This window comes from Vibrio sp. Makdt (assembly GCF_027587015.1).
GTDB lineage: Bacteria > Pseudomonadota > Gammaproteobacteria > Enterobacterales > Vibrionaceae > Vibrio > Vibrio chagasii_B.
Window position 1 is genome coordinate 18,669 of sequence record NZ_JAPPTH010000013.1, and the last position, 23,442, is coordinate 42,110.

A 23,442-nucleotide genomic window follows, 5' to 3' on the forward strand; every position below is an offset into this window, starting at 1 on the left:
TAACCTCACTTAATGCTCTTAAAATATCCTCTAACCTTATGTCTATAGCCAGAGACTAGTCGATACGGAAGCTTAGCAGAAAAGAACGCAAGCCAAGCTTCCATTTTAGTGTCGTACTTAGCATTGAATAAGTTGAGTAGTAAAGCAATATACTTCTGGCGAGTAATAAGCTTGGGGATATATTCATGGGCGCCAATATGCCCACAATCTTTTATAATCATAGGTAAGTCATAAGACTCCCTAAGTAATATAGTTCGCCAAGATGATATAAAAGCACTCTTTGTCTCCATTTTGAGTGTGCTATTACCTACTTCATGGCGATACAAAATTAGAGAACTCATTATTTTTATAGCCTTCCCCTTCAGAAGGCTTCTAAACAAAAAAATCCTATCTTCATTAATAACCTTTGCATCAATCGGAGGGAAGTCATTGAATAAAGAGCTGTCTATAGCCATTGAGCATCCTGATGGCATGATTTTTCGTTTAATCAGAGTGTCCACATCAAAGTTAAACTTTTCTGATGTATCTCTTCTAGATACAACATTAGAATCTTCATCAATACAGTCAAATTGACTTAAAATCAGCGTTGGTTTTTGTTCAGACTTCCATAACCTGTATTGCTCTTCAATGCGTGTAGGAACTGCAATATCGTCACAATGCTGAGTGATGATAAGTGTTTGACTAAATTTCCCTCGAAGTTTGTTTATTTGAGTTGCTAGTCCAGAGTTTTTAAGGCTAATTTCTACCTCGACATCCAACCCAATAGGCTTATCTTTTAAAGCATCTTTAATAACTTCTTCGGTGTAATCGCTTGAGCCGTCATCAAAGATCATTAACTTTCTAGGCCACACTGTCTGATTAAATATGGACAGGATAGACTCTCTTGTATATTTATCTTGGTTATAAGTAAACAGCGCGACAACAACGTCATCTAATATTTCTTTCATTGGGAAGCCTTACTAATTTTTTTCTTTCTCTTTTTTAACTTGCTAGCTGTTTCAAACCTCGTTGGGAATATATGTATGCAGCGTAGTAAGAAAACCCAAAATTGTTTCCTATAGTACTTAGTAATTTTATAGTCGCGATCGCAATAACGCTTATACAACAACTCCCACTCGAAGAGTTGAATGTGTGCAACCTTTCCAGAGGTTCTCGACACTCTTGCTTTGCCTAAAAACTTCAAACACAATCCGAGCCCCAATTCACTAGCGGGCGCGACAACCAGGTTGTTTGCAATAATTTGATTGGAACGCTCAATTGCTCTATGACTACGATCCAATAAATGCTCAAGTCGAATGGATGAATCAAATTGTTTGAGCGCAGCAAGAAAAAGTGCCTGCGTACAGTCTATGATAAAATTGGGATCGCCGGGACTAATCTGCTGGCTTCCTGACGGTTTAAAGTCTTTAAATAACGGGAAGTTCCATAAAGAGAAAACATCTTTGGTTAACCCAAAGTAAAAGAAATCACTTATATGGTACGCAACTGGATAACCTTTAGCATATTTCCTAGAAAAAATATCACAAACCACGACACGTTCTTCAAGAAATGCGTCGACATCAGAACGCTTTAAGTACTTTTGCTGCAACTCTACAAAATGATTAGAGGTTAGATAGTTATCACTACGAAGTTTTAGAGCATACTTAGTCTTGACTCTTTTCAACCCTTCAACAGAAGATACAATTTGACGGTTATTGTTATACTTCTGAGGCTCACCTTCTAATGTGTAGTTACGACTGTTACTACCTGGATCTGGGGAGATAACAAGCTCATCAAAGTCTAACCCTGTGAGGTCTTGTTCTGGCCAAGTAGACAGAATAATTTGCGCGCCAGGTAGTTGCTCCCGGACCGAATTTAAGCATTTAATCGTAATATTAGGTTCTTGAGGGCGATCATTAAAATTTTGAACAGGTCCCTGAACCACAACAGTTATATCTTTAAAGTCAATCACAAAGTTTCTCGATCAGTTTAGAGTAGTGTCTGCTAACCACTTGATTTGATAAAAATGAAATGTCGTCCGGCCCTACTTTCGGAGGGCACTCCAACACTAAATCGATTTTATTAGCAAGGCTATCAACATCTCCTTTCGGAACGATCCATTCAGATAGTCGACCAGAAAGTAGCTCACCAACACCGCCAACATCCGTTGCTACTACAGGGGTGTTCAACGCCAAACTTTCAACGACAACAGTCGGTAAGCCTTCAACATCAGAGCTTAAAATATAGGCACTGGCCTTTTTATAATAGGGTAACAAGTTTTTACAGAACCCCCAAAAGACGACGTCGTCAATGACACCTAACTGCTCCGCTAGTTGCTTAAGCTCCTTAAGTTTGCGCCCTTCACCAAAGATCACCAACTTATGAGTTCTCTTCGTTTTTGCATAAGCTCGAATTAATACATCAAAACGCTTTGTTCGATCTGGACGCCCCGCAGCCATGATAAACTTATCAGGAATTCTCTCTGTAACGCCTAATTCAGCACGCATCGCTAAATCAGAAAAATCAAATCCATTATAGATTGTTTCAAGGCTAGTTGGTGTCGCTCTCATCTTGTCTAACATATCGGCTTTTACAGAGTTAGATACAGCCAACAATCGTTTGCCACTGTATACAGACTGGTAAACTAGCTGATGAAAAACTTTCGATAGTCCTTTCCTTCTTCCTAAGAAGTTATCGTACTTACAGCTATGTAAAACACCATAATGCGGTAAAGACATAGAGCTAAAGCTAATAAATATTGAGCCATGAACTATTGCAGCATCATAACCTTGCAAATGTGAATCCAGCTGTCGACTGAAGTATCTGCTGCATAAGAATTGATAGATATGTCTTCCAAAAGTGTATTTTAGGAGCCTAAACTTAAAACCAGACAAACTGCGTTGACTTTGGTTACTAAGGCCATGGACGTCAACGTGCTTATCGTTGTCTTTTAAGTCTTCCTCAGGGCGTTCAATAAAAACATAATCAACTTGCCAACCACCTTGACGTAGCTCCTTAACTACATCACGGGTTACAAGGTATAAACTCGTGTGGTAATTACCACTTAACACAAACGCTATCTTCTTCGTGTTCATTTATAGGTCTCATTTACTATAAATACATACGCCTAAATGCTAACATATCTTCTCCTCTAACATGTACTTTGCCTACGATGAAAAGACTAATTGTTGACCTAGACGGCACCATAACAACTGCCGACACCTCTGATTATAGAAATGTATCTCCTGATTTAGAGGTTATCTCACGCCTACGAGAATATAGAGCTAAAGGCTTTAGTATTACGATTTCAACAGCAAGAAATATGCGTACTTACGAGGGGAATGTAGGTAAGATAAACATTCATACTTTACCTATAATTACTGAATGGCTAGATAAGCATGATGTACCTTATGATGAAATCTTAGTTGGGAAGCCATGGTGTGGGCATGAGGGCTTCTACATCGATGACAAAGCAATTCGTCCATCTGAGTTTCGAAAAATGTCATTAGATGAGATCTATAATCTACTTGATGAGGAGCGCTAACCTTGTTCTTAATTATGTCTGCAGCCTATGTTGGTCAAGATCTAAGAGCCGAGTTTGGTTCAATTCCACCCGCTTTTCTACCTCTGGGTAATCGACGATTATTTCAACATCAAGTTGCAAAGGTTCCGCAAGGAAAGAGTATCTATTTATCTGTACCTAAATCTTACCCGGTACAGGAGTTTGACCGTCTGTGGTTAGAGGAACATAACGTCACACTATTGCCACTTCCTGACAACCTATCATTGGGTGAGTCTTTGATGGCAGCTTTAGCTCTCATTGAGCATTCTTTTGATACTGATTTAAGCATTCTCTATGGTGATACTCTAATAACTCCACCGAGTACACAAGATGTTGTATCAATATCCAAAACGGACAGTACATACAATTGGGCAACCGTTGATGAAGGAAAACCTGAATGGCTTGATACCGAGGGCGCTAACATTGGCGTGCATAGCCAAGTTGTTAGTGGTTACTTTAATTTTGCCTCACCAAGGACCTTAATTCGCTGCCTGAGCCAAACACATTGGAACTTTTTACAAGCGCTAAGCCTTTATCATGATATCAATGGTATCCAAACCTGCCAGTGTGATGATTGGTTAGACTTCGGTCATATCAATACCTATTACCGTTCTAAAGCCCTCTACACAACACAGCGAGCGTTTAACGAACTCACGATTACTGCTGATTGGATTGAAAAAAGTAGCGCAAAAGATAAAAAAATTGCAGCTGAGTCTAACTGGTTCAAGACACTTCCGAGCTCGCTAAAACACTTTGCACCACAGTACCTGGGAGAAAAAAAAGTCGATAAACGAACTGCTTATCGCCTTGAATATTTATACAACATCGCTCTGAATGAACTATTTGTATTCGCTCACCTCCCGGAGATGACTTGGAAGCAGATCTTAGATCAGATGCTTTCTTTTCTATCTGCATGTCAGAAGGAAAAAGCCCCCCTTGACGCGGCAACTGACTCCTTAGATAGTCTATTTTCTGGTAAAACAGAACAACGGCTGCAAGAGTTTTGTCAAGATAGAAGCTACGATTGGGAGCTTCCGTGGCGTTTTAACGGCAAAGCCTCTTTGAGTTTAAAAGCACTTTATGAAGCCACTCTGGATGATATACCAAAAGGCCAACAACCAAGCTTAATGCATGGCGACTTTTGTTTTAGCAATATACTTTACGATTTCCGAAAAGATCGAATCAAAGTAATCGACCCGAGAGGAATTACCTCGAGTAATATCCAAAGCATCTACGGACACATCCAATATGACATAGCAAAAATATGTCATTCAGTTATCGGGCTGTATGATTGGATCATCGCTGGCTATTATCACGTTGATACTCATGATTATCGAGTAAACTTTTCTCTTGCTGATACCGAACATTTAACCAGTATCCAACAGATGTTTATTGATGCATTAACTAAACACTACGCTTTGTCAGAATCAGCATTGTATGCAATGCAAATTCAACTGTTTTTATCTATGCTTCCATTACATAGTGATGATCCAGAACGACAAGATGCTCTGATGGCTAACGCCTACAGACTCTATTATCTAATGCTAGAGAACAAGAAATGATCATAATTCCAATGGCGGGGCTGAGTTCTCGTTTCTTTAAAGCTGGTTTTAAGCAGCCTAAATACATGCTTGAAGCACATGGTTGTACATTATTCGCTCACGCAATCAACAGTTTTAAAGACTACTTCTCTTCCGAGCATTTCCTATTTATTGTTCGTGATGTTCAGGACACTCCTCAGTTTGTGGATCAGCAGGCAACCTCTCTAGGTATAGTGTCTTATGAAATTAAGATTTTGAACGAGGAAACGAGGGGCCAAGCAGAGACAGTATATTTAGGAAGTCAACACTGTAATGATCATGAACCTATCACCATTTTTAATATTGATACTTTTAGACCCGGCTTTAACTATCCGGCTTCGATGGATCAATGGGATGGATATCTAGAGGTTTTTTCAGGTGAAGGGGATAATTGGTCTTATGCTCGCCCTGTATCCAGTAAAACTACCAAGGTCATTGAAACCGCAGAAAAAAGACGTATTTCTGATTTGTGCTGCACAGGGCTATACCAGTTTTCGTCACTGAAAGACTATCGAGATAGTTACCTTCACTATCTATCTTTGCCTGCAGAGCAATGGGATAAGGGAGAACTCTATGTCGCTCCTCTTTATAACTATTTGATTCAGAGAAACAAGAATATCCATTACCACTTAATAGACCGCAACGAGGTTATCTTTTGTGGTGTTCCTGATGAATACTACGAGTTTTTAGAGCAAAAATAGTATCAATCAAAGAATAAGAAGTAGCACATCGATGAAACGAATTTTAGTTATTGGCCCATCTTGGGTTGGAGATATGGTCATGTCTCAATGCCTTTATAGCACTCTCAAACAACAAAAACCTGATGCTATCATAGATGTGATGGCTCCAGCGTGGTGTCGGCCAATACTAGAGCGTATGCCCGAAGTAAATAAAGCTCTGTCTTTACCTTTTGGTCATGGCGATTTCAAATTCTCAGAGCGCCGTTCTCTTGGGAAATCTTTGCAAGGAAAATACGATGAGGCCTACGTACTACCCAACTCAGCAAAATCGGCCTTAATTCCATGGTTTGCCAAAATTCCTGTCAGAACAGGGTGGAAAGGAGAGATGCGCTTCGGTCTTTTGAATGATATTAGACCAAACAAAAAGTCCTTCCAATTCATGACTGAACGCTATGCTGCACTAGCCTACCCAAAAGAAAAAATGACGGGCTCGGAAGCACTTGGCGGATTAGAAAAGCTACCCAAACCTAATCTCTATATAGACAAAAAATCACAGAAGCTGGCTGTCGAAAAGTTTAACTTAAAAACTAAACGCCCAACTGTAGGTCTATGCCCTGGAGCTGAGTTTGGTCCAGCAAAACAATGGCCAACAGCGCATTATGCAGAAGTTGCATCCGCTCAAATAAAGAAAGGGGCACAAGTTTGGTTATTTGGTTCAGCAAAAGACAGTGCTACGACTCAGGAAATCATTTCACACATCCCCGAGCCATTAAGAGAGCATGTCTTCGACCTAGCGGGAAAAACAAGCTTAATCGAGGCCGTTGATCTATTAGCATGCTGTCAGACTGTAGTCAGTAATGACTCAGGGTTAATGCATGTCGCTTGTGCTGCCGGCTGTGATGTTGTAGGTGTCTACGGCTCTACTTCACCCAGTTATACTCCACCATTAGCGAAACGCAGCACCGTTGTACATACTGAAATAGAATGCCGTCCTTGTTTCAAGCGTGAATGCCCCTATGAGCATTTAAAATGCTTGACTGAGCTAAAGCCAGAAAAAGTTAATCATGCAATTCAAGAGCTGATTAAACAAAGGCTAGAAACGATTATCACAACTTCCAAAGTAAACTCGTAATTATGGCGATTCGCTTTATCTATACACTCCTACTAGCGTTAGTTGCACCTTTCCTATTGCTTTCCTTGTATAAGAACAAGCCTGGAAAGCCCAAATTTGGGTCTCGCTGGAAGGAGCATTGGGGACAGACTCCAAAAACCGATGGCGTGGATCCTATTTGGATCCACGCCGTATCAGTAGGCGAATCTATCGCAGCCACTCCGATCATCCGAGAGCTAAAAGCTCTTAACTCACAACGTGAGATTGTAGTTACCACAACTACAAGTACTGGTGCTGCGCAAATAGATAAGCTCGGCGATTTAGTCACGCACCGCTACATGCCCATAGATTTTCCTTGGTGCATAAGCGGCTTTCTAAAATCCGTGCAGCCTTCGAAAATGATAATCATTGAAACTGAGTTGTGGCCAAACACGCTACATCAAGTGGCGAAACTTGGTATCCCTATTGTTGTGGTCAATGCTCGCCTTTCCGAGCGCTCCTGCTTAAGGTATCGAAGATTCCAATATGTTTTTAATTTGCTATCAAAAAATATCACAGCGTTACTTTGCCAGTACCAAAGTGATGCGGACCGATTTATAAGGCTCGGTATTCAAAAAGAGCGAATTAATGTAACTGGCTCGATTAAATTTGATATCGATGTATCACAGAAAATAGTTGATGAAGGTAACTCTTTGCGTAAGCAACTAGGGAAAGATCGTCCAGTATGGATTGCAGCTAGCACTCACAAGGGTGAAGATGAAATTATCCTTGCTGCGCATCAATTGATTTTACAAAAGAAACCGAATGCTCTTTTAGTTCTCGTTCCTCGTCACCCAGAAAGGTTCCATGACGTCGAGTCGCTTTGCAAAAATTCAGGAATGAATGTAACAAGAAGAACAAACGATAAACTTTATAGTAATAATACAAACGTCTACTTAGCAGATACTATGGGAGAGATGATGACTCTGATTTCTGCAAGTGATATTTGTTTTATGGGAGGAAGTTTGTTGGGTGGCAAAGTCGGAGGTCATAATTTCATTGAGCCTGCTGCACTAAAAAAGCCTTGTCTAACAGGTCCAAGTTATTTTAATTTTTCAGATATTGCACAGCAACTTATACAAGTTGAAGCGCTCCAAGTTATAAAATCACACGATGAGCTTAGTCTCCATATACTCGGTTTAATTGATTCTCCAGCTAAGAGTGTTCAGATGGGAACCAACGCACTAAGTGTAGTAAAGCAGAATCAAGGGGCTCTCAAAAAAACAATTGGCATGATAGAGGTTTGATTGATGAAACTAGTAATTTACAGAAGAAAAATATTTACCTCTAGCGGTGCAGGCCAGCTCATTGTCATGCAAGCAAAGAAACTGAAAAAATTAGGTAGAGCCTTTGAATTAACTTGCCAAAAAGGCTGGGGAACCCTTTGGTTTAAGCACTTTCAACCTGCAAAGAAAGCAAAGGTGGTCAACGATAAGTTAATAATTAATGAGTCACAAAACACTGCTATCATTGACCATGAAGGTAGCCTCCGGAATGCTGATCTTACATTTATCCACAATGTTCCATTAACGAATATTGTACATGATGAAAATAGCTTCACGGGATGGCTTAGACGAAGTGAAAACCATGTGTTTACTCCCTCACAATGCGCAAAAAATGTAATGGTCGGCCTAGGAATAGAGGAATCTCGAATATCTGTTATCCACCCGGGTTACAACCACCAAAAATTTAACCCAACAGCCAAAGCACAACATCAGCATAAAGCCAAACAAGCTCTTGGTTTAGGGGAGTACTCAAAAGTTATTGGCTTCATCACCTCTGGACACTTTGAGAAGCGTGGATTAAAGGAGTTTTTGGACATTTGCCAAAAGGTAGCGACAGAAAGAGACGACATTGCATTTTTTGTTCTAGGTGCCAAAAGAATCCCAAAAGAGTTAAGTCAGCATCCAGCTCTATCTCTCAAACAGTTCCGCTACAAACCAAGTAACTCTAAACCCAATTTTTGGTTAAGCTCGTTGGATATTTTTGTCTACCCTGCAAAATTCGAAGAGTTTGGAATGGTTGTAGCTGAAGCTCTGGCTATGGGCACCCCTGTCATTACGACGCAAAACGTTGGGGCTCACGAGATATTAAGTGAAGAATTTAAAGACTGGATAAACCCTTCTGTAGATGTAGATTGGTTTTCAGAACGCATACTTCGATTAGCAGACGACAACAATCTTTTCGAAGGCCTAGTCAAGGCTGCCGTTAAATCAGCAGCCTATGACGATACCGACTATGCTACCCGCTCTTTGGCCGCTATAGATAAACATCTACTGCAAAGTTAGTATTCAATAGAATGGTAGCCCTCAAGTAGGTGTTGCCATTCTTCCTCTCGCCAATGAATTCCTAAGTTCTTTTTTTCTTTTCTATAAGACCGCAATAAACGCGCAAGATTATCACTTTTCCACTTATCGCCAGCTTCTACACGGCACTTATCAAAGTCAATAATCCACACGGAATCCGATTGATCCAATAGAATATTATGAATATTGAGATCGGTATGGTTAACTTGTTCTTGATGCATTTTGGCTATCATCTTTCCAATACCTTGATAAAGCTCCTTAGTTAACTCCTTGTCTTTAAGGATAGCGACCAAATCTTTAGCTACTGGGATTTTTTCAACTAAAATATCGGCTTGATAAGTCCAACCAGTTTTCACAGCGCTAGCGGCTACGGGCCTAGGCACATTGACATTGGCTCTATGAAGCCTATCCAAGATCATCATTTCTTCATAACAACGTGTTTTGTTCCAATTAGAAAAGCGATAACGATCTTCTACCAATCTTCCAAACAAGCCACCGCGGCGATAATGACGCAGAGCAGCATGAATATTGCCTAAATTAACAAACCAAGTCGTGCCTCTGCCTTGAGCACTACCGATCACTTTATCGTGCTCCTTCCAAAAGTCAGGATCAAACAATTGCGGTGATGCTTCATCAATCAGTCGACTCTCATACCATATAACCTGATTTTCTAGCAGATATTGTTTAATCATTTTATAAATCACCAATTAAAGATACTGACTAAATAACCTGAATATTTTACATTTATTCTCCGTATCTGCATAATTCGTATTAGTCGTTTCTGATTGAAGTCCCTTATGGCTCTATTTTCTTCTGCCCCAAAAAAATTATGTGTGCTCCGTCTTTCAGCAATTGGAGACGTTTGTCATGCTATCTCGGTAATACAAGCTATTCAGCAGCACTGGCCTACTACTGAAATCACTTGGGTCACAGGCAAAGTGGAAGCCCAACTCATTCAGGATCTACCAAATCTTAAAGTAGTCGTGTTCGATAAACAGCAGGGCTTTGCTGGAATGCGAAATGTTTGGAAGGAATTGTCAAATACCCGCTTTGATTGCCTTTTACATATGCAAGCTGCTCTTAGAGCAAGCGTACTTTCTCTCGGTATAAAAGCTAGGTATAAAGTAGGATTTAGTCGTAATCGAACTAGAGAAGGGCAATATTTCTTCACTAACAAACACCTACCAAATACCAGTGCTTTCCATGTTCTAGACAACTTTGCAGAATTCGCACGCTACATCGGTGTCCCGTTTGATAAACCGCAATGGGATATTCCTTTGAAACAGCAAGAATTAGACTTTGCAAAAGAGAATATACCCAACAATACATTGGTGATATGTCCTTCTGCGAGTAAGGATGAACGTAACTGGTTGACAGATAGGTATGTTCAGCTAATCGACTACGCTCATAGAAAAGGTTTAAGTATTACTCTATGCGGTTCTCCCTCTGAGAGAGAGGTGTTATTGGGACAAAAGATTGAAGCTTTATGTACATCACCTGTTAACAATTTAATAGGCCAAACAAATCTCAAGCAACTTATCGCAGTGCTCGCTAAAGCTCGTGTCGTAGTAGCCCCTGACTCCGGACCTGCTCATATGGCAACAACACAAGGTACACCCGTAATAGGGCTTTACGCACATAGTAACCCTGAACGAACAGGGCCATATAATAGCCTCGACCTCGTTGTAACTTCCTACGATCGCCATATTAAAAGTCAATCTAAATCAGCTTCATGGGGAACTAGAGCCAAAGGTGATACACTTATGGAAGCTATTACTTTTGAATCAGTAAAGGAAAAGCTAGATAGCACCTTAAACAAAAAACGTAAGTTGAGCGAAAACTGATATGGCAACTCGTGTGAGTATAGGCGTTCTTATGATCGTCAAAAATGCAGAACAACACTTGGAGAAGACCTTGTCTTCCGTTTCAAGCTGGGTGGATGAAATCGTGATTTTGGACTCTGGCAGTACTGACGGTACCTTGGATATCGCAAAAAAATATACCGATTCTGTCTATCACCAAGACTGGCTTGGTTTTGGTCCTCAGCGACAAAAAGCGCAAAGCTTGATGAGCAGTGATTGGGTTCTACCACTCGACTCTGATGAAGAGGTATCTCCTGAACTTAAAGCATCTATTCTTCATGCAATAAAAACAGATGATGGTAAATCAGTATATAAAATTAACCGTTTAACTGAAGCTTTTGGCAAATTTATTCATCACTCAGGGTGGTACCCTGACCGAGTAACTCGTCTCTACCCAAGGCTAGTCACACAATATAATGACGTCCTAGTGCATGAATCAGTGATTGTGCCTGAGGGTTTTAAAGTCAAGCAATTAGATGGTGACCTATTTCACTATACAATTGACTCTATGCCGAATTACGTCCGAAAGACTCAACACTATATGGAAGCTTGGGCAGATCAACGAGAAGGAAAAAAGTCGGTATCACTGAGTAGTGCAATCAGTCATGGTTTTTTCCGATTTTTCAAAATGTATATTATCAAACGCGGATTTCTTGATGGAAGACATGGGTTGTTACTAGCCCTACTTAGCGCTAATACAACATTTACACGCTATGCGGACCTATGGCTACGAGATTACATGAAGAAGAAGAGAGTTGAGTAATAACTACTATGAAAATATGTCACGTTAATCTAGCTTCAGGGTACCATGGAGGCGAGAATCAAACACTTCAGCTCATAAAACAGCAGCTTAACCTGGGATATGAACTAACGGTTGTCGCTAACCCGAAAAGCCCTTTCGCTAAAGCAGTGCAAGAGCTAGGGTGCAACTGTATTTTAACCAAGCATTATCTATTCAAACATCAACGTTCAATTACTCAAGGCTTTCAGGTTATCCATGTTCATGAAGGTCGTGCTATTTATTGGGCTCTGATTCAACATTTACTCTTCAATATCCCTTATATAATCACACGCCGAATCGACAACTCGCTCAAGAAGAAATGGCTCTCTAACTTAGCGTACGAGAAAGCAGATGCTCTTGTTGGACTGAGCCGGGAGATTGTATCGCGAATTAAATCTGTATATCCGAATAAACTGGTGGAATGTATCCCTAGCTCTCCTGTACGTTACCCTAGCAATAAACAGAATATATCTAGAATCCGCCAGCAGTTTACAGGTGACTATTTAGTCATCCATGCCGCAAATATGCTTGACCACAAGGGCTTCGATGTAACAGTAGAGGCAGCCAGAACTCTCTCTAAACAGGACCCAAGTATCCATTTTGCTTTGCTTGGTGATGGGAAAATCCGATCTGAGTTAGAGAAAAAGGCTCACGGATTAGACAATATTAGTTTCGTCGGAAAACAAGAGCAAATGGGTGACTGGTTCGCAGCTGCGGATATGCTTGTTCACCCGTCATATTCAGAAGGACTTGGCTCAGTGATTCTCGAAGCTCTTGACGCAGGGCTGCCAGTAGCAGCCAGCAACGCCGGCGGTATTCCAGACATTATTGACCATGAGAAGTCAGGTTTATTAATTGAGCCCGGGAATTCAGATCAACTAGCCCAAGCTATTCTAAATACAAAAAATAACGAGCGACTTCGCACGTCAATCCTCCATGGCGCAAAGCTAAAACTCAAGACTTTCCGTATTGAGTACACAGCTCAACGTTATGAAGAACTATACGCAAACCTAAGAAAAGAGTAACTCAATGAAGAAGAAAGTTATTTACCCAGGTACTTTTGATCCTATAACTAACGGACATCTTGACCTCATTGAGCGTGCAACGAAGATGTTTGATGAGATCATTATTGCGGTAGCTGCAAGTCCAAGTAAAAACACTTTGTTTACCTTAGAAGAGCGTGTAAACCTAGTGACAGATGTCACTGCAGATATGCCTAATGTTATAGTCAAAGGTTTCTCTGGCTTAATGGTTGATTTTGCTAAACAAGAACAAGCTAACATACTCATCCGTGGCTTGCGTACTACGGTAGACTTTGAATATGAGTTCGGCTTAACCAATATGTACCGAAGGCTCTTACCCGGTCTTGAAAGTGTGTTTCTAACCCCATCCGAAGAGTATGCATTCCTCTCTTCGACAATAGTTCGAGAAGTGGCTATACATGGTGGAGACATAAGTCAGTTTGTGCCACAGAAAGTTGCAGATGAGATCAAACTGAAAACAGTGAAATAACCTTGCATTCAAAAACAAAAATAGCGCTCGTTGAGCGCTATTTTTTATGACTGCAAATGGGTTTTACAGTGAGTAGTAATCCTTGTACCAATCTGCGAATGCCTTCGCGCCTTCTTGGATTTTAACTTGTGGTTTGTAGCCTACTGCTTCAAATAGATCTTCAGTATCTGCGTAAGTTGCGTATACGTCACCAGGTTGTATTGGCATGAAGTTCTTCTTCGCTTCGATACCTAAAGCCGTTTCCAATGCTTCAACGTAATCCATCAATTTAACTGGGCTACCATGACCGATGTTAAATACGCGGTATGGTGCAGAGCTGGTTGCTGGTGAACCTTGCTCTACTGTCCAATCTGGCTGTTTTTCTGGAACTCGGTCTTGTACACGAATAATGCCTTCAACGATATCATCGATATAAGTGAAGTCACGCATCATGTCGCCGTTGTTGTAAATGTCGATCTCTTTACCCGCCACGATTAAGTTCGCAAACTTAAACATCGCCATATCAGGGCGGCTCCAAGGGCCGTAAACCGTAAAGAAGCGTAGACCTGTTGTCGGCACATCGTATAGGTGAGAATAGGTATGCGCCATCAGCTCATTCGACTTCTTAGTCGCTGCGTACAATGAAATTGGATGGTCAACACTGTCAGCCGTGTGGAATGGCATTTTCTGGTTCAAGCCATATACCGAGCTTGAAGAAGCATAAACTAGGTGTTCAACCTTATTATGACGGCAGCCTTCCAAAATAGCTAAGTGGCCAACAAGGTTGCTGTCCGCATAGGCCATTGGGTTATCGATTGAATAACGAACGCCAGCTTGTGCTGCTAGGTGAATCACACGGTCAAATTTTTGCTGCGCAAAAAGCTCAGCAATACCTTCTCTATCAGCAAGGTCAAGCTCGATAAAGGTAAGGTTTTCATGCTCAATGCGCTTAAGGCGGTCATGTTTCAGAGAGACTTCGTAGTAGTCATTAAGGTTATCGATACCAACAACCTCATGTCCTGCTGCACATAGTCGCTCTGACACTGCAGAGCCAATAAAACCAGCAACGCCAGTTACTAAATATTTCATTCTACTATTCTCAATTCATATAATTAGTACAATTGTAGCCACTCGCTAGCCTACCGACTAGCAATAAAAAGTGAACACGAGTTCAGATTTTCTATACTTGGCACTCTTCGCAATAAAACGTATTGCGCTGACCGATTTTTAGCTCTTGAATCAGCGCTTCGCAGCTTGGGCACTTTTCACCTGCTTTACCATACACTTGCAGCTCTTGTGCGAAGTAGCCTGGTTTACCATCAGCCTGAGAAAAATCTTTCAGCGTAGTACCACCTTGCTTGATAGCCGTCGCGAGTACTTGCTTGATCTCATCGGTTAATAAGATCCATTCGGCTTTGGTCACCTTGTTTGCTAATCGTAACGGGTGGATTTTTGCAGAGAACAAGGCTTCGTTAGCGTAGATATTCCCGACACCAACCACCACTTTGTTGTCCATTATGAACTGCTTAACCGCAACTTTGCGCTTTTCTGCCTTTTCAGCGATGTAGATAGCATTAAAGTCGTCGGTTAACGGCTCAGGACCAGAGCCAAGCAACACAGAGTGGACTTCATCAGGCGCTGACCACAACCAAGCACCAAAACGGCGTGGATCGTTATAGCGCAGCACTTTACCGTTAGTGAGCTTGAGATCGACGTGATCGTGCTTTGCCGCCGGAAAATCGGCATCTAATACACGCAGTGATCCTGACATCCCAAGATGAACGATGGCAGTTCCCGCATCGGTTTCAATCAACAGGTACTTAGCACGACGCGAGATCGCACGAATCACCTGCCCTTCTAGATTTTTAAGCTCTTGTGGAATATCCCAGCGCAACTTCGGTGTGCGAAAGGTCAGTGTCTTAATAGTCTCGCCGACTAAATGAGGCGAGATCCCCATGCGGCTTACTTCGACTTCGGGTAACTCAGGCATAATCTAATCGTCCGATGTTGAAGGATTGTCTTGGCTAAGACTTGGAAACAGGTAGCTCTCTTCAATAGACACCGCTAACCACTGATCATTCCAGTTTTTTAACAACCAAAACTCAGGCAGCTGATAATAAGTAATGCGTTGCGGCTCTTCTTGGTCTTGATACCACACTTCTATGGTATGAGGAGTGCTGAGCTGAGAGGCAAGGTCAGTATAGGTTTGTGAGTCAATCTCGGTGCCAACAAGCTGTTGCCAGCGTTGAGCGCGTTCTTGAGCGCTAATGCTTTGAGCTGGGGCGGAGCCTTTCAATTGATAACCCCACTGACCATCTTCGAGTACCAATGACCACTTAGCAAAGTGCAACGCTTGAAGCTCTGCTCCAGGATTTAACAGATAGGGATAAGGGCTACTAACCTGTTGCTCAGGTTCTGGCTCGATAAGATACGCTTTGATCAAAGTAGGAAGGTTGAGCACCCCAATAAAAGCGATCACGCTTAACATGAGTATGTTGTTCCACCTGCGTCCACGATATCTCATCTGATTCTGCCATCTAACCTATTGAGCCTTCAGTATATCGTGAAAGTGGCGATACTTTCTATGTTGCTATTTGTACCAGCTAGATCCTTGTAAAGACTAAAAGGTACGTGAGGTCACCAAATTTTAGATATAAAAAAACCCAGCGATTAAGCTGGGTTTTTCAATTCTTTCTTCTACTGAAGAAGAGCCAAAAAAGCATCAATTACTTGATTTTCGCTTCTTTGTACATAACGTGTTGGCGAACTACTGGATCAAACTTTTTGATCTCAAATTTGCCTGGCATGTTACGCTTGTTCTTATCAGTTGTGTAGAAGTGACCAGTACCTGCAGAAGATACTAGACGAATTTTCTCACGAATGCCTTTAGCCATTGCTTAATTCCTCTTAAACGTTTTCGCCACGTGCACGGATATCAACAAGAACAGCATCGATGCCTTTCTTATCAATGATACGCATGCCTTTAGCAGTTAGACGTAGTTTAACAAAACGTTTTTCGCTCTCTACCCAGAAACGATGAGTTTGTAGGTTCGGCAGAAAACGGCGCTTAGTAGCATTGCGTGCGTGTGAACGGTTGTTACCCGTTACTGGACGCTTACCAGTTACTTGGCATACTCGGGACATGAATGTCTTCTCCAATCGTTTCAGCTCGATATCAACCTTGGTGGCCGAACCTCTCTATCAATTAAAATAGAAGGTAAAAACCGTTATGGAAAATCCATACAAGGCTATCAAAGGTCGCGCATTATACTAACTTGACACGCATTGCTCAAGACCCGAACAGATCCTTTTTGCGGATTTCGTGATCTTTTTTTGTGCAGCGCAGCTTGCTTGAGTAATCAGAGCTGATTTTAGGTCTAAAAATGTGGGCGGAATGATAGCAGATTTAACGTAGTTAACAACCTAAAATGTGATTCAAATCCATCCGCGCTCAGCAAAAGAGACAACTTCGCCGTCTCCGACCACAAAATGGTCGAGAATTCGAATGTCCACCAGCGCTAAGGCATCAGTCAATCGACGAGTTATTCGTCTGTCTGCTTGGCTTGGCTCTGCAATACCCGAAGGGTGGTTATGTGCCAGAATGAGGGCGGCTGCATTATGGTGAAGTGCCCGTTTAACGACCTCTCTGGGATAAACCGATGCAGCATCAATCGTCCCCTCAAACATCACCTCATCCTTTATTACCCTATTTTGGTTATCAAGAAACAATATATAGAAGGCTTCTCGCTGGCGGTCGCGCAACATACTCGAGAGATAAAGCTTAGTATGGCTTGGGCTGGTCAGTGCATCGCCTCGAGATAAGGTCTCAGCAAGGTAACGCTGCGTCATCTCCAGTACGGCTTGCAATTGAACATACTTCGCCTGCCCCATCCCCTTGTGAGCACAGAACTCAGCTTGTGTTGCTGAAAAAAGGTGCCTAAGCGAACCAAAGTTCTTAAGCAGCTTGTCTGCCAGCTCTAGAACGTTCATTCCTTGCGTGCCCGTTCGAAGAAATATGGCTAGCAGCTCTGCATCACTCAAAGAATCAGGCCCTCTGGTGAGTAGTTTCTCTCTTGGCATCGATTCAGCAGGCATTTTATTTATCGGCATAGAAGAGCAAATCCATTGCTTATGAACATAACCCATCAGCGTAACTATCGTGTATCCAGAGATCCTTTTATAAAGAGAAAGTCAGCCGAGCCATCAACACAATCGTGTAATTGATAAGTTTGATAACGCCAATTTGATGAGCGTCAAGTCTGTTCAAGTTCTGCTTCTAGGCACTCATCCTTTGTTCTGATATCGTAAGTTGCAGAAAAATTAAGGAACAGAATCATGCAAACACAGGTTAATCCACTGAGTAACGCTGACCAACAAGGCCTAGCAGGGAAAAAAATTCTTCTTGGTATTAGTGGTGGTATCGCTGCTTATAAATGTGCCGAGCTGACTCGACGTTTGGTTGAGCGAGGGGCACAAGTGCAGGTCGTTATGACCAATGCCGCTAAGGAGTTCATCACTCCACTGACCATGCAGGCGGTCTCAGGAAGGCCTGTATCTGATAGTTTGCTTGATCCTGCTGCTGAAGCTTCAATGGGTCACATCGAACTCGCAAAATGGGCTGATTTAGTATTGTTAGCACCGGCGACTGCCGATCTTATTGCACGCATGACTGCAGGCATGGGTAATGACCTACTGACCACTTTGGTTTTAGCGACCGATGCACCAGTTGCGGTATCACCGGCAATGAACCAACAAATGTATAGCCACCCTGCGACTCAAGAGAACATCGCGACGCTAAAACGTCGTGGTTGTGAGATTTGGGGGCCAGCGGCTGGCGAACAAGCGTGTGGTGATGTAGGCATGGGCCGCATGTTAGAGCCAATGCAGCTTGTGCACCGCTGTGAAGACTTCCTCCAACCTAAGCCACTTGCAGGTCGTTCAGTGCTTATTACTGCAGGGCCAACTCGTGAAGCCATTGACCCTGTGCGTTACATCACCAACCATAGCTCAGGAAAAATGGGCTACGCGTTAGCTGAAGCCGCAGCTAAACAAGGTGCGACGGTCACGCTAGTGAGTGGTCCTGTGTCACTCACTACTCCAGACAAAGTGACTCGCGTCGATGTCGATAGTGCTCAACAGATGTTTGATGCCGTTACTGCTCACGCCGCTCAACACGATGTTTTCATCAGCTGCGCCGCGGTTGCCGATTACCGCCCAGAGAGCATTGCAGACCAGAAACTTAAAAAAGTAGATGGTAAAGATGACATGTCTATTCACATGGTGAAGAACCCTGATATCGTCGCTTCTGTCGCGGCAATGACTGAAGGTCGTCCATTTACAGTAGGGTTTGCGGCTGAAACCCAAGATGTTGAGAAATATGCGCGCGGTAAGCTAGAGCGAAAGAACCTCGATATGATTTGCGCTAATGATGTATCTGTTGAAGGTCAAGGCTTCAATAGTAGCAGTAACGAATTGCACCTTTATTGGAAAGATGGCGATAAATCTCTGCCATTGGATAGCAAAGGTGCGCTTGGATTCCAGATCCTTGAGCAGATCCAACAACTGCTAGAAAAGAATCACTAACTCACTGATTAGAGCAACATTGTCGGATAAATAGACAATTTTGAGCTGACAATCTGCTGACACCTCTCGATTCTGTTGACCTAGGGCTTACAAAACTAGGAAACAGAATTGAATGGTGTTTATAATCCTTCTTCACTCAATCCTCATCTTTAGGAAAGGAAGTAAATAGATGGCTGGTACTCGAAAATCAAACCGTCGTGAAGAAATCCTACAAGCTCTCGCACAAATGTTGGAATCGACCGAAGGTGCTTCTCGTATCACGACGGTAAAATTAGCCAAGCAAGTTGGCGTTTCTGAAGCAGCACTTTACCGCCACTTCCCTAGCAAAGCTCGCATGTTTGAAGGCCTTATCGAGTTTATTGAAGAAGCCTTGATGTCTCGAATCAACCGCATTCTGGATGAAGAGAAAGACACGCTAGAGCGTATACGCCTAGTACTGCAACTGATCTTAGTTTTCTCAGAACGTAACCCAGGCCTGACTCGAATTTTATCTGGCCATGCTCTAATGTTTGAAAACGAGCGCCTACGTGACCGCATCAATCAGCTATTCGAACGCATTGAGACTCAACTTCGCCAAATTCTGCGAGAAAGAAAGCTTCGTGAAGGGAAATCATTCCCGGTTGATGAGAAAATCTTAGCGGCACAATTGCTCGGCCAAGTTGAAGGCAGCCTAAATCGCTTTGTGCGTTCTGACTTCAAGTATCAACCAACAGAAAACTTCGATGCTTATTGGGCACTACTCAGCGCTCAGATTAAGTAGCAATCCAACTTTAAGTGATGGTTATGACGAAAACTTCTCCGACAAGCAGCACTGCACAACACGTTATTACTAAGCCGCCTTTTACACTGGCACTGCTTCACCCGAAATATTGGGGAGTATGGTTCGGCTTTGGGTTGTTGGCGCTTATTGTTAACGTTCTACCTTACCGCCTACTATTGCTGTTAGGCCGCTCATTGGGCACTCTAGGCGCCCGCTATGGCAAAAAACGCGTCGCAGTCGCCACTCGCAATTTAGAACTCGCCTTCCCAGACAAGCCAGCAGATGAAGTTGCGGCTATGGTGAACGAGAACTTTAAGAATACGGGCATGGCACTGATCGAAACCGGTATTACTTGGTTCTGGCCGACGTGGCGCTTTAAGCGAATCTTAGTAGATAAAGACACTCAGATGCTGCGTGCGCACAAAGCCAATGGTAAAGGTGTTCTTCTGTGCTGTGTGCATGCCTTGAACCTAGAGATCACCGCACGAGCGATGGCTGTTCTGGGTATCCCTGGCTTAGGGGTGTATCGCCCACACAACAACCCTGCTTATGAGTTCATTCAATACCGTGGTCGTACCCAAAACGGCAACCGCCTAATTCACCGTAAAGATGTGAAGCGCATGATCCGAATCTTGCGTCAGGGTGAGATCCTTTTCTACCTTCCAGATCATGATTACGGCCGCAATAAGTCAGTGTTTGTACCGTTCTTCGCCGTGCCTGATGCGTGTACGACTACTGGTACTAGTATTCTAGCTTACACCAGCCGCTGCGCGATTGTTCCAGGCTCTGGTTTTAGAAACGACAACGGCAAATATGAAATCATGGCCGATGAGTCCATCGAAGATAACTATCCACAAAAAGATGAAAAAGCGGCCGCCGCTTACATGAATAGCTATCTTGAGAAGATTATCTTACGCGCACCAGAGCAGTGGATGTGGCTACACAAGCGTTTCAAAACCATGGAAGACCCAGAAGCTGAACGCGGTATTCGTTATAAGTAGAGTAGCCGCTATAAATAATTGAACCAAAAGAAAAGGGGCTGATGATTCATCAGCCCCTTTTGCATTCTATAGCTATAACAAATTGTATTAGATGCCGTACTGAGCGCGGTACGCTTTCACTGCTTCAAGGTGCGCTACGTCAGTGCCCTTCTCTTCAAGGAAAGTTACTAGGTCAGTCAGGCTCACGATAGAGATAATCGCACAACCAAAGTCACGTTCTACTTCTTGAATCGCAGATAGCTCGCCTTTACCTTTCTCTTGGCGGTCAATCGCAACAAGAACGCCAGCTAGGTCAGCACCGTTCGCTTGGATGATTTCCATCGATTCACGAATTGCAGTACCTGCAGTGATTACGTCGTCCACCAGCATGATACGACCTTCCAGTGCGCTACCGACTAGGTTGCCGCCTTCACCGTGGTCTTTCGCTTCTTTACGGTTAAAGCAGTAAGGCGTGTCTACATCGTGGTGATCGGCCAGTGCAACTGCTGTTGTCGTTGAGATTGGAATACCTTTGTATGCAGGGCCAAACAGTACATCAAATTCAATACCAGAGTCCGCTAGTGCTGCGGCGTAAAAACGGCCCAAGCGCGCTAGGTCACGGCCTGTGTTAAACAATCCAGCATTGAAGAAGTAAGGGCTCTTACGGCCAGACTTTAAAGTAAACTCACCAAACTTAAGTACTTCTTTCTCTAGTGCAAATTCAATAAATTCACGTTGATATGCTTTCATGCTCATCCTCTATGTTTACTCAATAAAACTTAAATTACGCTCTGCACTGCCCTTTAGGGTTTTACAGACAAAAAAATAGCCCCCAATCTGGGAGCTATCTAAAAACTATTCTGCCAACGCTGCTTTCTGCGCTTCGACGATATCGGCAATGCCCTTATTCGCCAGGGCTAAAAGCTTCATCAGCTCTTCGTGGCTGAACGGTTCGCCTTCTGCGGTGCCTTGAATCTCAATCATCTTACCGTCTTCCGTCATTACAACGTTCATATCGGTATCGGCTGCTGAGTCTTCAACGTACTCAAGGTCACACAGTGCTTCTGCACCAACGATACCCACTGAAACTGCCGCTACGTGGCCTTTCATTGGGTTCTTTTTCAGTTTACCGCTGTCTAGTAGGCTCTTGATTGCGTCAGCCATTGCTACGCTTGCACCAGAGATAGACGCAGTACGTGTGCCGCCGTCTGCTTGAATAACATCACAATCAACCGTGATCATGATTTCACCCATCGCTTTAAGATCCACAACAGCACGTAGGCTACGAGCGATCAGACGTTGGATTTCCATCGTACGACCACCTTGCTTACCGCTCGCCGCTTCACGACGGTTACGAGTGTGCGTTGCACGTGGCAGCATGCCGTATTCAGCCGTTACCCAACCCTTTCCTTGACCTTTCAACCAACGCGGTACGTTTTCTTCTACCGTCGCATTACATAGAACTTTTGTGTTGCCGAACTCAACTAATACAGAACCCTCAGCATAAGCTGTGTAGTTACGAGTAATTTTAATTGGACGAATTTGATCTACAGCGCGGTCATTTGGACGCATTGGTATCTACCTTATTAACAGTCTGAAGTGATTTACTATCGAAAGCGTGCATCACCTAAGAAAGGGGTGAGACATATTTGATTGGGGCGAGATTATATAGCAGTTTACTGTGCAAAGCTATTTACCATTCGAAGACGCTGTTCAAGAAAAGCGATTCCTTAGTGAAAGTGATGAGCTTCGGCTGTCACCCGTAACGTGATACTATGCGTGCGCGTTATTTTCAGAATGATAAAAGACAGGAAAATTCGATGATTTATAGTATGACCGCGTACGCACGCAAAGAAGTAAAAGGCGATTGGGGCAGCGCAGTATGGGAAATCCGTAGTGTAAACCAACGCTACCTAGAAACTTACTTCCGTATGCCTGAACAGTTCCGTGGTTTAGAGCCAATCCTACGTGAGCGTTTCCGTAAGCGCCTAGCGCGCGGCAAAGTAGAATGTAACCTACGCTTTGAAGCTAACCCAGCAGCAAAAGGCGAGCTAAGCATCAACGAAGGTTTAGCGCAGCAAGTGATCAATGCGGCGAACCAAGTGATGACCATGACAGGTGAAGAAAGCCGTCTGAACCCATTCCAAGTCATGAACTGGCCTGGTGTGATGGAAACGCCTGAGCAAGACATGGATGCGATCAACAAAGACCTGCTAGCAGCGTTCAACGATGCGATTGCAGAGTTCATTGATGCTCGTGCTCGTGAAGGTGAGAACATGAAGGCGCTAATCGTACAGCGCTTAGACGCAATCACTGAAGAAGTAGTAAAAGTACGTGCACGCATGCCTGAGATCCTAGAATGGCAACGTGAGAGACTGCTTAACAAATTTGAAGAAGCGAAAATTGAGCTTGAAGGTTCTCGCGTTGAGCAAGAGCTAATCCTACTCGCACAGAAGTCCGACGTAGCCGAAGAGCTAGACCGCCTAGACTCTCACGTGAAAGAAGCCAATGCAGTATTGAAAAAAGGCGGCGCATGTGGCCGTAAACTGGACTTCATGATGCAAGAGTTCAACCGTGAATCAAACACGCTAGCGTCTAAGTCTATCAGCACTGACATCACAGCATCAGGCGTAGAGCTAAAGGTTCTTATCGAACAAATGCGTGAGCAAATTCAGAATATTGAATAAGCCAACGCAGAGCTAATACAAGTAAGCCTCTGCATCGAAAG

At 43.0% G+C, this 23,442-nt stretch carries 26 protein-coding genes; 14 read left to right on the plus strand and 12 right to left on the minus strand.

Features of this window, described 5'->3' with window-relative positions:
- Positions 1 to 5 precede the first annotated feature (5 nt).
- From OH460_RS16440 to OH460_RS16450, 3 genes are read right to left on the minus strand one after another with little or no spacing between them, the layout of a single operon-like run.
- A complete protein-coding gene (locus OH460_RS16440; RefSeq protein ID WP_171367957.1) occupies positions 6 to 947 on the minus strand; it encodes a glycosyltransferase in 942 nt (313 codons plus the stop codon).
- Positions 944 to 1,951: a WavE lipopolysaccharide synthesis family protein gene (locus OH460_RS16445; RefSeq protein WP_269998715.1), complete on the minus strand. Its 1,008-nt coding sequence runs from the start codon at positions 1,949 to 1,951 to the stop codon at positions 944 to 946. The genes OH460_RS16440 and OH460_RS16445 overlap by 4 nt, the downstream gene beginning before the upstream one ends.
- Positions 1,944 to 3,074 carry a glycosyltransferase gene (locus tag OH460_RS16450; RefSeq protein ID WP_269998717.1) on the minus strand — a complete coding sequence of 377 codons (1,131 nt, stop codon included), beginning with the start codon at positions 3,072 to 3,074 and terminating at the stop codon, positions 1,944 to 1,946. The genes OH460_RS16445 and OH460_RS16450 overlap by 8 nt, the downstream gene beginning before the upstream one ends.
- A 77-nt stretch (positions 3,075 to 3,151) precedes the next feature.
- Here OH460_RS16450 and OH460_RS16455 point away from each other — a divergent pair, with 77 nt between their 5' ends.
- The 6 genes from OH460_RS16455 to OH460_RS16480 are packed head-to-tail and all read left to right on the plus strand — an operon-like array spanning position 3,152 to position 9,239.
- Positions 3,152 to 3,523, plus strand: coding sequence for an HAD hydrolase family protein (locus OH460_RS16455; RefSeq protein WP_171367960.1), 372 nt, complete (start codon positions 3,152 to 3,154; stop codon positions 3,521 to 3,523).
- Positions 3,524 to 3,525: 2 nt separating this feature from the next.
- Positions 3,526 to 5,103: a capsular biosynthesis protein gene (locus OH460_RS16460; protein ID WP_269998721.1), complete on the plus strand. Its 1,578-nt coding sequence runs from the start codon at positions 3,526 to 3,528 to the stop codon at positions 5,101 to 5,103.
- Positions 5,100 to 5,822, plus strand: a complete 723-nt coding sequence (locus OH460_RS16465) for a glycosyltransferase family 2 protein (protein ID WP_269998723.1) — start codon at positions 5,100 to 5,102, stop codon at positions 5,820 to 5,822. Before OH460_RS16460 ends, OH460_RS16465 begins: the two co-directional genes overlap by 4 nt.
- Positions 5,823 to 5,853: 31 nt before the next feature.
- Positions 5,854 to 6,933 (plus strand): lipopolysaccharide heptosyltransferase II, encoded by a 1,080-nt coding sequence (gene waaF / locus OH460_RS16470; protein WP_269998725.1) that lies wholly within the window; start codon positions 5,854 to 5,856, stop codon positions 6,931 to 6,933.
- A gap of 2 nt (positions 6,934 to 6,935) precedes the next feature.
- Positions 6,936 to 8,198 (plus strand): lipid IV(A) 3-deoxy-D-manno-octulosonic acid transferase, encoded by a 1,263-nt coding sequence (waaA, locus tag OH460_RS16475; RefSeq protein ID WP_269998727.1) that lies wholly within the window; start codon positions 6,936 to 6,938, stop codon positions 8,196 to 8,198.
- A gap of 3 nt (positions 8,199 to 8,201) precedes the next feature.
- Positions 8,202 to 9,239 (plus strand): glycosyltransferase family 4 protein, encoded by a 1,038-nt coding sequence (locus OH460_RS16480; RefSeq protein WP_269998729.1) that lies wholly within the window; start codon positions 8,202 to 8,204, stop codon positions 9,237 to 9,239.
- On the opposite strand, the gene OH460_RS16485 is transcribed toward OH460_RS16480, so the two are convergent.
- Positions 9,236 to 9,949: a 3-deoxy-D-manno-octulosonic acid kinase gene (locus OH460_RS16485; RefSeq protein ID WP_269998731.1), complete on the minus strand. Its 714-nt coding sequence runs from the start codon at positions 9,947 to 9,949 to the stop codon at positions 9,236 to 9,238. The two genes, OH460_RS16480 and OH460_RS16485, sit on opposite strands and share 4 nt — an antisense overlap.
- Positions 9,950 to 10,054: 105 nt before the next feature.
- On the opposite strand from OH460_RS16485, the gene OH460_RS16490 reads away from it, so the two are divergent.
- The 4 genes from OH460_RS16490 to coaD are packed head-to-tail and all read left to right on the plus strand — an operon-like array spanning position 10,055 to position 13,412.
- The gene (locus OH460_RS16490) at positions 10,055 to 11,101 is read left to right on the plus strand and encodes a glycosyltransferase family 9 protein (protein ID WP_269998733.1); all 1,047 of its coding nucleotides are present in this window, start codon (positions 10,055 to 10,057) and stop codon (positions 11,099 to 11,101) included.
- A gap of 1 nt (position 11,102) precedes the next feature.
- Positions 11,103 to 11,882 carry a glycosyltransferase family 2 protein gene (locus OH460_RS16495; protein WP_269998735.1) on the plus strand — a complete coding sequence of 260 codons (780 nt, stop codon included), beginning with the start codon at positions 11,103 to 11,105 and terminating at the stop codon, positions 11,880 to 11,882.
- 8 nt (positions 11,883 to 11,890) lie between these two features.
- Positions 11,891 to 12,925 carry a glycosyltransferase family 4 protein gene (locus tag OH460_RS16500; RefSeq protein WP_269998737.1) on the plus strand — a complete coding sequence of 345 codons (1,035 nt, stop codon included), beginning with the start codon at positions 11,891 to 11,893 and terminating at the stop codon, positions 12,923 to 12,925.
- 4 nt (positions 12,926 to 12,929) lie between these two features.
- Entirely contained in the window at positions 12,930 to 13,412 is a 483-nt protein-coding gene (coaD, locus tag OH460_RS16505) for a pantetheine-phosphate adenylyltransferase (protein WP_269998738.1), read from the plus strand.
- Between the two features lie 63 nt (positions 13,413 to 13,475).
- On the opposite strand, the gene OH460_RS16510 is transcribed toward coaD, so the two are convergent.
- From OH460_RS16510 to radC, 6 genes are all read right to left on the minus strand, one after another.
- Complete coding sequence (locus tag OH460_RS16510; RefSeq protein WP_269998740.1) at positions 13,476 to 14,480, minus strand: NAD-dependent epimerase; 1,005 nt, start codon at positions 14,478 to 14,480, stop codon at positions 13,476 to 13,478.
- Positions 14,481 to 14,571: 91 nt separating this feature from the next.
- Positions 14,572 to 15,381 (minus strand): bifunctional DNA-formamidopyrimidine glycosylase/DNA-(apurinic or apyrimidinic site) lyase, encoded by an 810-nt coding sequence (mutM, locus tag OH460_RS16515; protein WP_269998742.1) that lies wholly within the window; start codon positions 15,379 to 15,381, stop codon positions 14,572 to 14,574.
- 3 nt (positions 15,382 to 15,384) lie between these two features.
- Complete coding sequence (locus OH460_RS16520) at positions 15,385 to 15,915, minus strand: hypothetical protein (protein ID WP_269998744.1); 531 nt, start codon at positions 15,913 to 15,915, stop codon at positions 15,385 to 15,387.
- A 202-nt stretch (positions 15,916 to 16,117) separates the two neighbouring features.
- Positions 16,118 to 16,285 (minus strand): 50S ribosomal protein L33, encoded by a 168-nt coding sequence (rpmG, locus tag OH460_RS16525; RefSeq protein WP_002535344.1) that lies wholly within the window; start codon positions 16,283 to 16,285, stop codon positions 16,118 to 16,120.
- 13 nt (positions 16,286 to 16,298) lie between these two features.
- Positions 16,299 to 16,535, minus strand: a complete 237-nt coding sequence (gene rpmB, locus OH460_RS16530) for a 50S ribosomal protein L28 (protein WP_004728407.1) — start codon at positions 16,533 to 16,535, stop codon at positions 16,299 to 16,301.
- A 291-nt stretch (positions 16,536 to 16,826) separates the two neighbouring features.
- Positions 16,827 to 17,501 (minus strand): RadC family protein, encoded by a 675-nt coding sequence (gene radC, locus OH460_RS16535; protein WP_269998745.1) that lies wholly within the window; start codon positions 17,499 to 17,501, stop codon positions 16,827 to 16,829.
- Positions 17,502 to 17,726: 225 nt separating this feature from the next.
- Here radC and coaBC point away from each other — a divergent pair, with 225 nt between their 5' ends.
- The 3 genes from coaBC to lpxL all read left to right on the plus strand — a co-directional run bounded on the left by coaBC (position 17,727) and on the right by lpxL (position 20,735).
- Positions 17,727 to 18,974 carry a bifunctional phosphopantothenoylcysteine decarboxylase/phosphopantothenate--cysteine ligase CoaBC gene (coaBC, locus tag OH460_RS16540; RefSeq protein ID WP_269998747.1) on the plus strand — a complete coding sequence of 416 codons (1,248 nt, stop codon included), beginning with the start codon at positions 17,727 to 17,729 and terminating at the stop codon, positions 18,972 to 18,974.
- Positions 18,975 to 19,143: 169 nt separating this feature from the next.
- Positions 19,144 to 19,734, plus strand: coding sequence for a nucleoid occlusion factor SlmA (gene slmA / locus OH460_RS16545; protein ID WP_004741428.1), 591 nt, complete (start codon positions 19,144 to 19,146; stop codon positions 19,732 to 19,734).
- Between the two features lie 17 nt (positions 19,735 to 19,751).
- Positions 19,752 to 20,735: an LpxL/LpxP family Kdo(2)-lipid IV(A) lauroyl/palmitoleoyl acyltransferase gene (gene lpxL / locus OH460_RS16550; protein ID WP_269998917.1), complete on the plus strand. Its 984-nt coding sequence runs from the start codon at positions 19,752 to 19,754 to the stop codon at positions 20,733 to 20,735.
- Positions 20,736 to 20,822: 87 nt separating this feature from the next.
- Here the strand turns inward: lpxL and pyrE are convergent, their stop codons facing one another.
- Both pyrE and rph read right to left on the minus strand, forming a co-directional pair.
- Positions 20,823 to 21,464, minus strand: coding sequence for an orotate phosphoribosyltransferase (gene pyrE, locus OH460_RS16555; protein WP_269998749.1), 642 nt, complete (start codon positions 21,462 to 21,464; stop codon positions 20,823 to 20,825).
- A gap of 105 nt (positions 21,465 to 21,569) precedes the next feature.
- Positions 21,570 to 22,286 carry a ribonuclease PH gene (gene rph / locus OH460_RS16560; protein ID WP_105057741.1) on the minus strand — a complete coding sequence of 239 codons (717 nt, stop codon included), beginning with the start codon at positions 22,284 to 22,286 and terminating at the stop codon, positions 21,570 to 21,572.
- 248 nt (positions 22,287 to 22,534) lie between these two features.
- Here rph and OH460_RS16565 point away from each other — a divergent pair, with 248 nt between their 5' ends.
- The gene (locus OH460_RS16565; RefSeq protein WP_061033127.1) at positions 22,535 to 23,401 is read left to right on the plus strand and encodes a YicC/YloC family endoribonuclease; all 867 of its coding nucleotides are present in this window, start codon (positions 22,535 to 22,537) and stop codon (positions 23,399 to 23,401) included.
- The last annotated feature ends 41 nt before the right edge of the window (positions 23,402 to 23,442 follow it).

Excerpts from the sequence above, each read along its gene's own strand:
- OH460_RS16440 (WP_171367957.1), bottom strand. The coding sequence starts at position 947 with ATGAAAGAAATATTAGATGACGTTGTTGTCGCGCTGTTTACTTATAAC.
- OH460_RS16450 (WP_269998717.1), bottom strand. The coding sequence starts at position 3,074 with ATGAACACGAAGAAGATAGCGTTTGTGTTAAGTGGTAATTACCACACG.
- OH460_RS16455 (WP_171367960.1), top strand. The coding sequence starts at position 3,152 with ATGAAAAGACTAATTGTTGACCTAGACGGCACCATAACAACTGCCGAC.
- OH460_RS16465 (WP_269998723.1), top strand. The coding sequence starts at position 5,100 with ATGATCATAATTCCAATGGCGGGGCTGAGTTCTCGTTTCTTTAAAGCT.
- waaF (WP_269998725.1), top strand. The coding sequence starts at position 5,854 with ATGAAACGAATTTTAGTTATTGGCCCATCTTGGGTTGGAGATATGGTC.
- waaA (WP_269998727.1), top strand. The coding sequence starts at position 6,936 with ATGGCGATTCGCTTTATCTATACACTCCTACTAGCGTTAGTTGCACCT.
- OH460_RS16480 (WP_269998729.1), top strand. The coding sequence starts at position 8,202 with ATGAAACTAGTAATTTACAGAAGAAAAATATTTACCTCTAGCGGTGCA.
- OH460_RS16485 (WP_269998731.1), bottom strand. The coding sequence starts at position 9,949 with ATGATTAAACAATATCTGCTAGAAAATCAGGTTATATGGTATGAGAGT.
- OH460_RS16490 (WP_269998733.1), top strand. The coding sequence starts at position 10,055 with ATGGCTCTATTTTCTTCTGCCCCAAAAAAATTATGTGTGCTCCGTCTT.
- OH460_RS16495 (WP_269998735.1), top strand. The coding sequence starts at position 11,103 with ATGGCAACTCGTGTGAGTATAGGCGTTCTTATGATCGTCAAAAATGCA.
- OH460_RS16500 (WP_269998737.1), top strand. The coding sequence starts at position 11,891 with ATGAAAATATGTCACGTTAATCTAGCTTCAGGGTACCATGGAGGCGAG.
- coaD (WP_269998738.1), top strand. The coding sequence starts at position 12,930 with ATGAAGAAGAAAGTTATTTACCCAGGTACTTTTGATCCTATAACTAAC.
- OH460_RS16510 (WP_269998740.1), bottom strand. The coding sequence starts at position 14,480 with ATGAAATATTTAGTAACTGGCGTTGCTGGTTTTATTGGCTCTGCAGTG.
- mutM (WP_269998742.1), bottom strand. The coding sequence starts at position 15,381 with ATGCCTGAGTTACCCGAAGTCGAAGTAAGCCGCATGGGGATCTCGCCT.
- OH460_RS16520 (WP_269998744.1), bottom strand. The coding sequence starts at position 15,915 with ATGAGATATCGTGGACGCAGGTGGAACAACATACTCATGTTAAGCGTG.
- rpmG (WP_002535344.1), bottom strand. The coding sequence starts at position 16,285 with ATGGCTAAAGGCATTCGTGAGAAAATTCGTCTAGTATCTTCTGCAGGT.
- rpmB (WP_004728407.1), bottom strand. The coding sequence starts at position 16,535 with ATGTCCCGAGTATGCCAAGTAACTGGTAAGCGTCCAGTAACGGGTAAC.
- radC (WP_269998745.1), bottom strand. The coding sequence starts at position 17,501 with ATGCCGATAAATAAAATGCCTGCTGAATCGATGCCAAGAGAGAAACTA.
- coaBC (WP_269998747.1), top strand. The coding sequence starts at position 17,727 with ATGCAAACACAGGTTAATCCACTGAGTAACGCTGACCAACAAGGCCTA.
- slmA (WP_004741428.1), top strand. The coding sequence starts at position 19,144 with ATGGCTGGTACTCGAAAATCAAACCGTCGTGAAGAAATCCTACAAGCT.
- lpxL (WP_269998917.1), top strand. The coding sequence starts at position 19,752 with ATGGTTATGACGAAAACTTCTCCGACAAGCAGCACTGCACAACACGTT.
- pyrE (WP_269998749.1), bottom strand. The coding sequence starts at position 21,464 with ATGAAAGCATATCAACGTGAATTTATTGAATTTGCACTAGAGAAAGAA.
- rph (WP_105057741.1), bottom strand. The coding sequence starts at position 22,286 with ATGCGTCCAAATGACCGCGCTGTAGATCAAATTCGTCCAATTAAAATT.
- OH460_RS16565 (WP_061033127.1), top strand. The coding sequence starts at position 22,535 with ATGATTTATAGTATGACCGCGTACGCACGCAAAGAAGTAAAAGGCGAT.